The organism is Micromonospora sp. NPDC003944 (assembly GCF_053605225.1).
Map to the genome: position 1 here is coordinate 1 of NZ_JBSGIV010000112.1, position 11,664 is coordinate 11,664.

10 protein-coding genes, 1 tRNA gene and 1 pseudogene are annotated in these 11,664 nt (G+C 70.1%); 6 read left to right on the forward strand and 6 right to left on the reverse strand.

Going from position 1 to position 11,664, the window contains the following annotated elements:
* Positions 1 to 95: pseudogene (locus tag ACWER9_RS30880) on the forward strand (F0F1 ATP synthase subunit A); the annotation flags it as partial.
* On the opposite strand, the gene ACWER9_RS30885 reads toward ACWER9_RS30880, so the two are convergent.
* From ACWER9_RS30885 to ACWER9_RS30895, 3 genes are all read right to left on the reverse strand, one after another.
* A complete protein-coding gene (locus ACWER9_RS30885; protein WP_452305168.1) occupies positions 92 to 1,243 on the reverse strand; it encodes a branched-chain amino acid ABC transporter substrate-binding protein in 1,152 nt (383 codons plus the stop codon). The pseudogene ACWER9_RS30880 and the gene ACWER9_RS30885 sit on opposite strands and share 4 nt — an antisense overlap.
* A gap of 366 nt (positions 1,244 to 1,609) precedes the next feature.
* Positions 1,610 to 2,797: a hypothetical protein gene (locus ACWER9_RS30890; RefSeq protein WP_452305169.1), complete on the reverse strand. Its 1,188-nt coding sequence runs from the start codon at positions 2,795 to 2,797 to the stop codon at positions 1,610 to 1,612.
* Between the two features lie 59 nt (positions 2,798 to 2,856).
* On the reverse strand, positions 2,857 to 3,480 hold the full coding sequence (locus ACWER9_RS30895) for an ANTAR domain-containing response regulator (protein ID WP_030489054.1): 624 nt from the start codon (positions 3,478 to 3,480) through the stop codon (positions 2,857 to 2,859).
* A gap of 96 nt (positions 3,481 to 3,576) precedes the next feature.
* On the opposite strand from ACWER9_RS30895, the gene ACWER9_RS30900 reads away from it, so the two are divergent.
* Both ACWER9_RS30900 and ACWER9_RS30905 read left to right on the forward strand, forming a co-directional pair.
* Positions 3,577 to 3,651: transfer RNA gene (locus ACWER9_RS30900), tRNA-Leu, on the forward strand.
* A gap of 18 nt (positions 3,652 to 3,669) precedes the next feature.
* Positions 3,670 to 4,437, forward strand: coding sequence for a transcriptional regulator (locus ACWER9_RS30905; protein WP_452305170.1), 768 nt, complete (start codon positions 3,670 to 3,672; stop codon positions 4,435 to 4,437).
* Positions 4,438 to 4,444: 7 nt separating this feature from the next.
* Here the strand turns inward: ACWER9_RS30905 and ACWER9_RS30910 are convergent, their stop codons facing one another.
* Positions 4,445 to 5,296, reverse strand: a complete 852-nt coding sequence (locus ACWER9_RS30910; RefSeq protein ID WP_452305171.1) for an alpha/beta fold hydrolase — start codon at positions 5,294 to 5,296, stop codon at positions 4,445 to 4,447.
* Between the two features lie 124 nt (positions 5,297 to 5,420).
* Here ACWER9_RS30910 and ACWER9_RS30915 point away from each other — a divergent pair, with 124 nt between their 5' ends.
* The gene (locus tag ACWER9_RS30915; RefSeq protein WP_452305172.1) at positions 5,421 to 6,071 is read left to right on the forward strand and encodes an epimerase; all 651 of its coding nucleotides are present in this window, start codon (positions 5,421 to 5,423) and stop codon (positions 6,069 to 6,071) included.
* Here ACWER9_RS30915 and ACWER9_RS30920 read toward each other — a convergent pair whose 3' ends face one another.
* Positions 6,072 to 7,250 carry a trans-sulfuration enzyme family protein gene (locus ACWER9_RS30920; protein WP_452305176.1) on the reverse strand — a complete coding sequence of 393 codons (1,179 nt, stop codon included), beginning with the start codon at positions 7,248 to 7,250 and terminating at the stop codon, positions 6,072 to 6,074.
* An 83-nt stretch (positions 7,251 to 7,333) separates the two neighbouring features.
* Between ACWER9_RS30920 and ACWER9_RS30925 the strand changes: the two genes are divergently transcribed.
* On the forward strand, positions 7,334 to 7,813 hold the full coding sequence (locus tag ACWER9_RS30925) for an Lrp/AsnC family transcriptional regulator (protein ID WP_452305173.1): 480 nt from the start codon (positions 7,334 to 7,336) through the stop codon (positions 7,811 to 7,813).
* A gap of 72 nt (positions 7,814 to 7,885) precedes the next feature.
* Positions 7,886 to 8,896: an LLM class flavin-dependent oxidoreductase gene (locus ACWER9_RS30930; RefSeq protein WP_452305174.1), complete on the forward strand. Its 1,011-nt coding sequence runs from the start codon at positions 7,886 to 7,888 to the stop codon at positions 8,894 to 8,896.
* Positions 8,897 to 9,096: 200 nt separating this feature from the next.
* Here ACWER9_RS30930 and ACWER9_RS30935 read toward each other — a convergent pair whose 3' ends face one another.
* On the reverse strand, positions 9,097 to 11,358 hold the full coding sequence (locus ACWER9_RS30935; protein ID WP_452305175.1) for a rhamnogalacturonan lyase family protein: 2,262 nt from the start codon (positions 11,356 to 11,358) through the stop codon (positions 9,097 to 9,099).
* Between the last annotated feature and the right edge of the window lie 306 nt (positions 11,359 to 11,664).

Sequence of the window (11,664 nt, forward strand, 5' to 3'; positions counted from 1 at the left end):
GGAACCCTCAGTTGGTGCCGACCAAGAAGCAGTGGTTCGCCGAGTCGATCTACGGCTTCGTGCGCAACAACATCGCGGTCGACATGATCGGTCACATGAGCTTGAGCTCCTGCAGCGGCTCGATAGCGTTGCCCTTGATCTGGTAGGCCCAGATGACGACCTTCGTCGGGTCGACGTCACCCTTGGAGTCGAACTTGATGTACTTCGACACACCCTGCTTGTCGTACGCCTTCACGAACGCCAGGATGTCCGCCCGGGTCTTCTTGCCCGCCTTGAAGGCGTCCAGGTAGATCGTCGCGCCGTCGAAGCCCTCAGCGCCGTAGGAGCCCGGCGGGATGCCGTACTTCTTCTGGTAGTCGGCGGAGAAGGTGCCGCCGGCCTTGTCGGCCGGGAGGCACGGGCAGGTGATGATCGCGCCCTCGGCGCCACCGGAGGCACCCGACGGGAACGCGGTGTCGTAGAGACCGTCCGGGCCGACGAACTTGGCCTGGACGCCGGCGGCACGCATCTGCTTCACCAGCGGAGCGGCCTCACGGGTGTAACCGCCGTAGAAGACGAAGTCCGCCTGCGCGGCCTTGATCTTGGAGATGGTGGCGTCGAACTGCGCCTGCCGCTCCTGGATCTTGTCCTTGTTGACCACCAGCGGGCCGAGCTGCTTGCCCAGCTCCTCGGTGATACCCGCGCCGTAGGCGCTGGCGTCGTCGACCATGAAGACCTTCTTCGCGTTCTGGGTCTTCAGGTAGCTGGCCACGGCGCCGGCCTGCGTGCCGTCGTTACCGACCACGCGGTAGAAGGACGTGTTGCCCTTCTGGGTCAGGTCCGTGCGGGTCGCCGACGGGCTGACCATCGCCAGGCCGGCAGCCTGGTAGATCGGCATGGTCGCGTCCGACTCACCGGAGAAGTGACCACCGATGACACCGAGGAACGAGTTATCGCCCGCGATCTGGTTCGCGAACGGGGTCGCCACCGCGGGGTCACCCTGGGTGTCGAACTTCTGCATGGTGACCTTGCAGTTCGGGTTCGCCGTGTTGAACTGCTCCACGGCGAGCTCCGCGCCGTTCAGCGACGGGATCACCAGACCCGCGTTGTCGCCGGTGAACGCACCGAAGATCGCAATCTTGCCACCGCAGTCGCCCGACGCGGTGCCACCATCGCCGCCACCGGAATCCTGGCAACCAGCCGCAACCACAAGGGTTGCGGCGAGCGCGACGGTGCCCAGCGCCCGTACATAGCTTCGCCTCACGGCTTCCTGACCTCCTCGAGATACGGACGCGGCTGACCCGAAGCGACGGCGACAGCAGCAGACCCGCAATTCCACCCACCCCGCAGGGACGCCCCCTGCGTTACGGCTCGTGATGGCGGAGCGTACCGACACGACATACCGTCTCGGAAGGCCTGAAGGCGGGGTCTGCGAAACCGTTACGAAGACGTGGGCAATCATGTCGATGTCCGTAACAGGTGAATCCACCAGTCGGTCCTTAAACCCACGCCCGGTCGCACTCCACCCGCACCGACCCGGACCACGCGCAGCTGACAAAAAGCCGACTGACCTGCGCAAACGTCCACGCCGACGGCACCGCGGGGTGAATGGTCACCGCACCGCCGACGGTCAGGCGCCCGGGCCCGCCGCCCACCACAACCCGACCCGCGTGCCGTCGTCAGCCGCCAACCACAAACGGTCACCCACCGCCACCAGCGTCACATCCCGGTCAACACCCGCCGGCACATCGAGCGGCATCGTCGCCTCCCGCCACGACCCACCCCGATCGGCCGACACCCACACCGAATGCCGCGCCCCATCCGTCACCGCGGCGACCAGACGCCCCCCGGACGACACCAGCGACCCCACCCCCGGCACCCCGGCACCGGCCCGCCGCCCGAACGTCCCGACGGACACCCAACCCGCCGCCTCCTGCCGCCACGCGCCGAACGTCCCCCCACGCAGCCCCACCGCCACCGGCACGCCGTCGGCAAGCACCACCCGCTGCAACTCCTCGTACTCCGAACCGCCGGGCAACACCGTGCGCCGCCACGACCGCCCGTCCGGCGACGACCACACCGCCGGGTCACGGTCGATCCGGCCAGCCGGCAACAGACCCCCCACCGCAAGCCACCCCGACGACGTCGCCACCGCGTCGAACGCCCAGGTCACCCCCACCGCGTCACTGGCCAGCTCCGGTGCGCCCTCGACAAGCGCGAACTCCGCCGCGTCCGGCGACGACACCCAGGACGCGGCACCCGCCGACCGGTTACCGACGATCAACCAACCCGGCGGGCCGGCCGCCAGCCGGGACACGTTCACCGCCGTCGGCCCGCCGTACGTCTCGAACGACGCCTGCACCTCGACCAGCGCACCATCGGCCACCTGCCGCCACGTGCTCACCCGCGGATAACCGTGCGCGCCACCGACCTTCGCGCCGATCAGCGCCGCCTTCCCGTCCCGACAGGCCACCGAGAGGAACACGTTCTGCCGACCGTAGAAGGAATCCGGACGCACCTCGACGACTGTCCACGTCGTACCGTCCACACTGGTCCAGGCCGCCGGGCGCGTACCACCCTGCGCGTCGACGACGCCACCGACCACGAACCACCGGCCCGCGCACGACGCCGCGTCACGCACCACCGAATGCCCCGCACCGCCGGGCGGCGCCGGCAGCGTCAGCGGCTGCCAATCCGGCCGCGACGCCGGTGCCGCGACCGTCGTCGGCTCACCGCCGCGCGGCGAAGGCGGCCCGTCGCAGCCGGACAGGACCAGCGCGAACACGCCGAACACCGCGATCACCCGTCGGACGGACACCCGTCGATGCTAACCACCGGAGGTCACCCACGGCGGCCCCGCGGCGCCGCGTCGGACACTCAGACGCTGGGCTGCTGCGACACCTCGCCGCCGGCGGTCTCCGCGAGGATCCGCTCGGCGACCTCTTTCATGGTCATCCGGTGGTCCATCGCCGTGCGCTGGATCCACTTGAACGCCTGCGGCTCGGTCATCCCGTACGTCGTCATCAGCGCGCCCTTGGCACGCTCCACCGACTTACGGATCTCCAGGCGGTCGGTCAGGCTCGCGACCTCCGCCTCCAGGGCCGCGACCTCCGAGTACCGCGACAACGCGATCTCCACCGCCGGGACCAGGTCGCTCTTCTGGAAAGGCTTCACGAGGTACGCCATCGCGCCCGCCGCGCGCGCCCGCTCCACCAGGTCACGCTGGCTGAACGCGGTCAGAATGATCACGGGGGCGATCCGGGCACCGGCGATGCGCTCGGCGGCAGCCAGCCCATCCATGATCGGCATCTTGATGTCGAGGATGACGAGATCGGGCTTCAGCTCCTCGGCGAGGCGCACGGCTGTCTCACCGTCGCCGGCCTCCCCCACCACCTCGTAACCCTCTTCGACAAGCATCTCGGCGAGGTCCAGCCGGATCAGCGCCTCGTCCTCGGCGATCAGTACGCGCCTGCGCTCGGCATCCGTCGGCATCTCAGCCACCAGCCCTACCCCCACCAGTTCGAACGCGCACCCGCCCAGCCGGGTGTCACCGCCTTCAGCGTAGTGGGTATCCTGTCAGGGCTGAATCAGGGAAGCGCCCTCGTAGCCCAACTGGCAGCAGGCAATGGCTTCAAACTCCATACAGTGTGGGTTCGAATCCCACCGAGGGCACACATTAATGTCGTACGGGTGTTCGAGCATGGTCTCGTGCATCCACCTGAGATCCGTGCTCGCGCACGCCAGCTGTTTCTCGCGGGCAGCACTGTCGCCGACACCGCTCGGGCTGTCGATCTGCCCTATCGGACGGTCTGGCACTGGTGTAATGACCGGCCGGAAGCCAAGTTCCAGGGCACCCAACTCAGGTGTTTCCGCTGCCGTGAAGGTGTCGGCAGTCCGACAGACCCCGCGGCCTACGCCTACCTTCTCGGTCTCTACCTGGGCGACGGCCACCTGGTGACGAGGGCGCGTGTTCCGGTGTTGCGCATCTACTGTTCCGATGCCTGGCCCGGGCTGATCGAGGCGTGCGACGTGGCCATGCGTGCCGTGTTGGCCTCGAAGGTGCAACGGGTCCAGAAGCAGGGTTGCGTGGGCGTGCAGAGTTACGGCCTCCACTGGCCCTGCCTGCTCCCGCAGCACGGTCCCGGCAAGAAGCACGATCGGCCGATCGTCCTCGCCGACTGGCAACGACCGATCATCGAACAGCACGCCGGCGACTTCCTGCGCGGCCTCTTCCACTCCGACGGCTGCCGCGTCGCCAACCGGGTCACGACGAGAGGCCGGCACTACATCTACCCGCGTTACATGTTCGTCAACGAGTCGGCCGACATCATGGGGCTCTGCCAGTGGGGTCTCGACCTCCTCGGCGTCGCCTGGCGGATGAACCGACGCAACTCCCTGTCGGTGGCGCGACGCGACGCCGTCGCCACACTGGACCGGCACGTCGGCCCGAAGTCCTGACCGACGCCTACGCGCGGGCCATGGCGGGCGCGCCGATGAAGTCCATGATCGCCTTGGTGATCTCGTCGGCGTGTGTCCACGGGATGCCGTGCGGTGCGCCCTTGAGAGTGACGAGTGTGCCGTTGGGCAGCAACGGGGCGAGCCGTTGACCGGTGACCGGGTAGGGCAGGACGGCGTCCTGGTCGCCCTGCACGATGAGGATCGGCACGTCGATGCGGGGCACGTCGGCGCGGAAGTCGGTGGGGATGGCGTCCATGCACTGGTGCATGGCGCGGGCGGAGGCGAGCCTGCCGATGGTCCAGTGCGCCTGGAAGGCTTCCTCGCTGACCTGCTTGCCCTTGGTCTGGTCGTAGTTGAAGAAGCTGGTGCAGAAGGCGGTGAGGTAGGCGAACCGGTCCGCTGTGATGGCCTGCTTGAACCCGTCGAAGACGCTTCCGTCGACCCCGTCGGGGTTGTCCGGGGCCTTGAGCAGGAACGGGGCGAGAGGGCTGAGCAGCACTCCTCGGCTGACCCGGTCGGAGCCATACCTGCTGAGGTAGCGGGTCACCTCCCCGGTGCCCATGGAATGGCCGGCGAGGATGGCGTCGCGCAGGTCCAACTCGGTCATCAGGGTGTCGAGGTCAGCGGCGAAGGTGTCGTAGTCGTACCCGGTGTCCGGTTGGCTGGAGGCGCCGAACCCCCGGCGGTCATAGGTGATCACCCGGTATCCGGCGGCGAGCAGCGGAGTGGCCAGCTTCTCCATGGTGGCACCGTTGAACGGGAAGCCGTGAATGAGCACGACCGGTTGGCCGGAGCCGTGATCCTCGTAGTACAGGTCGATGGCGGTGTTGTTCTCGGTGCCCACGGTGATGAACGGCATGTTCGTCCCCCTGCCGGTTCGGCGATGTCGGTCCAAGCCGCTTTCCCCGGCTGTCGACGGTCATGCCGCGCGTGGGAGTGTGGCTGACAGGCGGTGGCGGGGTCGACGACGGGGGTGGGTGCTGATGCGGGTGGCGATCTTCGGTGCGACCGGGATGGTCGGCCAGGGCGTGTTGCGGGAGGCGCTGCTCGCCGAGGACGTGCGGCAGGTGCTCACCGTCGGCCGCAGGCCGACCGGCCAGCGAAGTCCGAAGCTGCGCGAGCTGACGGTCGCGGACGTGGGCGAGTTGGGCGCGGTGCGGGCCGAGTTGACCGGCGTGGACGCGTGTTTCTACTGCCTGGGGGTGTCCTCGCTCGGTCTTGACGAGGCCGCGTACACGCGGGTCAGCTACGACTATCCGGTGGCGGCGGCGCGGTTGCTGGCCGAGGTGAGTCCGCAGGTCACGTTCGTCTACGTCTCGGGTCAGGGGACCGATTCGTCGGGTCGGGGTCGGGTGATGTGGGCGCGGGTCAAGGGTCGCGCCGAGAACGCGATCATGGAGCTGCTGCCCAACGGTTACGCGGCGCGGCCGGGGTTCATCCAGCCGACGTACGGGGCGGTGTCGAAGACGCGGTGGTACCGGCTCGGTTACGCGGTCACCCGTCCGCTGTTTCCGGTGCTGCGTCGGTTGCTGCCGAACCAGGTCACCACGACGGACGGGATCGGTCGGGCGATGTTGCGGGTGGCTCGGGAGGGTTCGGCCGTCCGGGTGTTGGGCAACCGCGAGCTGCGCTGATCAGACGATCGTGTCGAGGGCGTGGGCGAGGTCGGCGCGCAGGTCCTCGGGGTCTTCGAGGCCGACCGAGAGGCGCAGCAGGGCGGCGGCGGGTTTGGCGTCGCCCTCGACCGGCCGGTGGGTGAGCGAGGCGGGGTGCTGGATGAGGGTGTCGACGCCGCCGAGGGACACCGCGTGGGTGATGAGCCGGCAGGCGCCGGCGACGGCGGCCGCGGCGGGCGCGCCGCCGCGTACCTCGAAGGCGAGCAGGCTGCCGGGTCCGGCCATCTGCCGTCCGACCAGCGCCGCCGGGTCGTGCACCGAGGGGTGGTGCACCAGGTGTACGGCGGGGTGGCCGGCGAGCCAGCCGGCGAGTTTCTCGGCGGTGGCCTGTTGGGCGCGGACCCGCAGCGGCAGGGTCTGCAGGCCGCGGTGCAGCAGGTAGCCGCCGAGGGGGTGCAGGATCGCGCCGGTGACCGCGCGGACCTGGCGGAGTCGTGCGGCCCAGGTGTCGTCGCAGGCGACGACGCCGGCGAGGACGTCGCCGTGCCCGCCGATGCTCTTGGTGGCGCTGTGCAGGACGAGGGTGGCGCCGTGGCGGGCGGGTTGTTGCAGGACGGGGGTGGCGACGGTGTTGTCGACGAGCAGGGGGACGTCGCCGGCCGCGGCGGCGAGTGCGGCGATGTCGACGAGGTCGAGTGTGGGGTTTGCGGGTGTCTCGACGATGACCAGGGCGGTGTCGGGGCGGATGGCGGCGGCGACCTCGTCGGGGCGCGTCCAGGTGACGGTGGTGCCGAGCAGGCCGGTGGCGAGGACGTGGTCGGTGCCGCCGTAGAGGGGTCGGACGGCGACGACGTGCCGGCGGTCGTCGCGGGCGGCGGCGAGCAGGGTGGCGGTGAGGGCGGCCATGCCGCTGGCGAAGGCGACGGCCTGGGTGGTGCCTTCCAGTTCGGCGAGGGCGCCTTCGAAGCGGGCGACTGTGGGGTTCCAGAGCCGTTGGTAGACGGCGCTGCCGTCGGTGGGCAGGGTGCCGCCGGTGGCGAGTTGTTCGTACGCGGCGCCGCCGTCGTCGACGGAGGGCAGCGGGTTGGTGGTGGACAGGTCGATGGGTGGTACGTGCACGCCGAGGGTGCGCAGGTCGTCGCGGCCGGCGTGTACGGCCCGGGTGTCCATCGTTGCCATGGCGGTAGCGTCGAATATCTGCCGGACGACAAGCAATAGTTCGGCAGATCATTCTGTGATTGGGGGTGGTTTCGGCGTTGGGTTCGGGCGAGGATGGTCCGATGCCCCCTGAGCCGAATGATCTGCGGCCGTATCCGGCCCTGGACGAGGTGGACCGCGCGATCCTCGCCGAGTTGGCCGCGAACGGTCGCCTGCCGAACAACGCCCTGGCCGAGCGGGTGGGCGTGGCACCGTCGACCTGCCTGACGCGTACGCGGGCGCTGCGCGAGCGCGGTGCGATCCGTGGTTTCCACGCCGAGGTGGATCCGGCGGCGCTCGGGCTGCCGTTGCAGGCGCTGGTGTCGGTGCGGTTGACCGCGCACGAGCGGGCGGCGGTGGATGCGTTCCGGGCCCGGTCGGTGCGGCTGCCGGGTGTGGTGTCGGTGTTCCACGTGGCGGGCGCGGAGGACTACGTGCTGCATGTGCGGGCGGCGTCCGGCGACGCGTTGCGGGACTTCGTGCTGGACCACCTGGCGGTCGACCCGGTGGTGCGGCACACGCAGACCAGTCTGATCTTCGAGCAGGCGCGCGGCATGGGTTGACCGGCGGGTGAGGTGGCCGACGAAAACCCGCAGGCCGGAACAAAGCCGGCCGGCGACGGGTTGGCTGACCGTGTGATCACCGTACCGTTGTCTGTTCTTGATCTTGCCCCGGTCGCCAAGGGCACCACCGCCGGCGCGGCCCTGGAGGCCACCACCGAGCTGGCCCGCCGCACCGAGGAGTTGGGCTACCACCGTTTCTGGGTGGCCGAGCACCACAACATGCCGGCGATCGCCAGCTCCGCCCCGGCGGTGCTGCTGGCGCACCTGGCGGCGAACACGTCGACGATCCGTCTCGGGTCGGGCGGGGTGATGCTGCCCAACCACGCGCCGCTCGTGGTGGCGGAGCAGTTCGGCACCCTGGAGGCGCTGCATCCCGGTCGGATCGATCTGGGCATCGGGCGGGCGCCCGGCACCGACCACGTGACCGCGCTCGCGTTGCGCCGCAGCATGGAGGGCCTGTCGGCGGAGCACTTCCCGCGCGAGCTGGCCGACCTGATGAACTACTTCAGCGGGGAGAAGCCGGGGCAGATCATCGCCTCGCCGGGCCGCGGTGAGCAGCCGGCCGTGTGGCTGTTGGGCTCCAGCGGCTTCAGCGCCCAGCTCGCCGGCCTGCTCGGTCTGCCGTTCTCCTTCGCGCACCACTTCAGCTCGCAGAACACCCTGCCGGCGTTGGCCCTGTACCGGCAGAACTTCCGGCCGTCGCAGTGGCTGGACAAGCCGTACGCGATGGTGGCGGTCAACGCGGTGTGCGCGGAGACCGACGAGCGGGCCGAGTGGTTGGCCGGGCCGAGCGCGCTGTCGTTCCTGAAGCTGCGCTCCGGGCGGCCGGAGCCGTTGTCGACACCCGACGAGGCGGCGGCCTACCCGTACACCGAGGTCGAGCGGGAGTTCGTGCTGGCGCGCCGCGACGGTCAGGCGATGGGCTCGCCGGAGACGGTGCGTCGGCAGCTGACCGAGTTGGTGGAGCGCACCGGCGCGGACGAGCTGATGCTGACCACGCTCGTGTACGACGTGAAGGACCGGGTGCGGTCGTACGAGTTGATCGCCGAGCAGGTGGCGGGCGGTCTACGCCGGGACGCGTGAAACACGATCTTCACGTCAGCGTCACCCCGCCGACCCGGACGGTGCCTAATGTTGGTTCCGGTGGTGGTACGGCATCCCCGGTCGGGACGGGTCGGGAATGCCGCGGTGTGGCGCACCGGGCCGGAGCTGAGCGGATTCCGCGGCTGCGGCCCGGTGCCTGCCACCCTAGGCGACCCGGTTCGGGACCGCCAGGGTTTGCATCACCGTAGGTGGATGTCCGGGGTAGGCGGCGTGCCCATTCCGTTGCCGATGAAGAACCCCGGGTGCGGCGGCTGGTTGTAGGCCGTGTTCTGCCACGCGACGGCCACCCGATACTGCGGGTCGTGCATCAGGGTGTAGATCCGGACGCTGGTCGGGGTGGGTGTGCTGTAGATGCGCAACGCCCGGCTGTCGGTGGTCCGCCAGATCACCTCCTCACGCCAGTCGCCGAGGATGTCACCGGAGAGCGCCGGCGTGGACTTGGTGCCGTTGTTCGACGCCACCCCGCTGCCGTCGAGCAGGCGGGTCTCGCCGCCGGTGCCGTACTTGTCGATCCTGGTGGCGTCGAGCAGTTCCCGCACCGGGTCGCCGTCCCACCAGGCGAGGAAGTTCGCCGACGACGGCTTGCGTCCGACGTTCTGCCCCCTGGTGTTGGCCAGCCCGGAGGCCGCCGACGACCACGACTCCGCGCCGGGGCTGCCCGCCCAGATGTCCGCCGAGACACCCCGGCCGTTGTCGCCGGAGGCCGGCGTGGACCAGAGCACCTGGCCGGTACGGGCGTCGGCGAAGTAGGAGCTGGGCTTGCTGCCGTCCTCGTCGACCTTGAACACCTCCAGGCCGGCGCGGCCCGGGTCGAGGTCCCCGACGTGCAGGGCGTCGCCGTGGCCGTTGCCGGTGGAGTGCAGCAGCCGGCCGTTGTCGTCGATGGTGGCCGCCCCGTACACGATCTCCTGGCGGCCGTCGCCGTCGACGTCGGCGACGGAGAGCTGGTGGTTGCCCTGCCCGGCGGCGGCGCCGTTACCGGACGAGTTCGAGTCGAACGTCCAGCGCTTGGCCAGCGTGCCGTTGCGGAAGTCCCAGGCCGCGATCACCGCCCGGGTGTAGTAACCCCGGGCCATGACCAGCGAGGGGCGCTGCCCGTCCAGGTACGCGGTGCCGGCGAGGAACCGGTCCACCCGGTTGCCGTACGAGTCACCCCAGGACGACACGGTCCCGCGCGGGGGGTCGTAGTTGACGGTGGAGGCGATCGCGCCGGTCTGCCCGTTGAACATGGTCAGGTACTCCGGGCCGGACAACACGTAGCCGCTGGAGTTGCGGTAGTCCGCCGACGACGAGCCGATGAGCTGGCCGGTGCCGGAGCGAGTGCCGTCGGCGGTCTTCATGGCCACCTCGGCGCGGCCGTCGCCGTCGTAGTCGTACACCTGGAACTGGGTGTAGTGGGCGCCGGCCCGGATGTTGCGGCCCAGGTCGATGCGCCACAACCGGGTGCCGTTGAGGGTGTACGCGTCGACGTAGACGTTGCCGGTGTAGCCGGACTGGGAGTTGTCCTTGGCGTTCGACGGGTCCCACTTGAGCACGATCTCGTAGCTGCCGTCACCGTTGAGGTCACCCACCGAGGCGTCGTTGGCGCTGTACGAGTAGCTCTCGCCGCTCGGCGTGGTACCCCCGGCCGGGACCTGCAACGGCACGTCCAGGTAGCCCGCGCCGAACTGCAACGCCGGCGCCGACGCCGCCTGCTCGGCGCCGCCCACCACAGCCCGCACGGTGTACGTCGAGCCGGCCGCCGCGCCGCTGTCGAGGTAGTTGGTGGCGCCGGTGATCGGGCTGGCGTTGACCCTGGTGGACCCCCGGTAGAGGTTGAACGCCGCCGCGGAGGACTCGGTGCCGAACAGCCGCCAGGAGACCAGGTTGCCGCTGCCGGAGCGGACGCTTACCAGCCCCCGGTCCAGGCTCTCCATCTGCAACGCCCCGGTCGACGGCGGCGGCGTGGTGGGCGGCGGTGTCGTCGGTGGTGGGGTGGTCGGCGGCGGGGTGGTGGGTGGCGGGGTGGTCGGCTCGTCGGTGGGTGGAGCGCCGGTGCAGGTGGTGCCGTTGAGCGCGAAGCTGCTCGGCACCGGGTTGCTGCCCGTCCAGGATCCGTTGAAGCCGAACGAGGCGCTGCCGTTCGTGGCGATCGCCACGTTGTGGTCGACGTTGCGCGCGGTGACCTGGGCACCAGACTGGGTGACGGCGGTGTTCCACGCCTGGGTGACCTGTTGGCCCGCAGCGTACGACCAGGTCAGGGCCCAGCCGTTGACCGGGTCGCCGAGGTTGGTGACGGTGACGTTGGCGCCGAAGCCGCCCTGCCACTGGTTCGTGATCTGGTAGTCGACCCGGCAGCCGACGGCGGCGGCCGAGGCGACCACCGTGCCGACGGTACCGGCCACGACGGTGGCCGCCGTCGTGGCGGCGAGCAGGATCAGCCGATGTCTGGACGGGTGCATGCACTGCCTCCGGGGATCCGGTGGAGATCGCCGCGGCCCGCCGACCCCGCCCGGGGAAGCACAGTGGACCCACCCCGCCGCAAACGGCGACGGACGGCGATCTGATCGGGGTGACACGCCCTGAAACTCATGGATCCGACTCACCGCGCATCGTAAGGCAAGCGCTTTCCGACGCGCAATATCGATGAATGCCGTTGTGTCCCGGCCTGCGGTTGCGGTTCGACCGGCCTCGGCCGCGAGGCTCGCACTGGTCCGCCGCGCCCCGCGCCCCGCACCCCGCACCCCGCGCCCCGCGCCCCGCGCCCC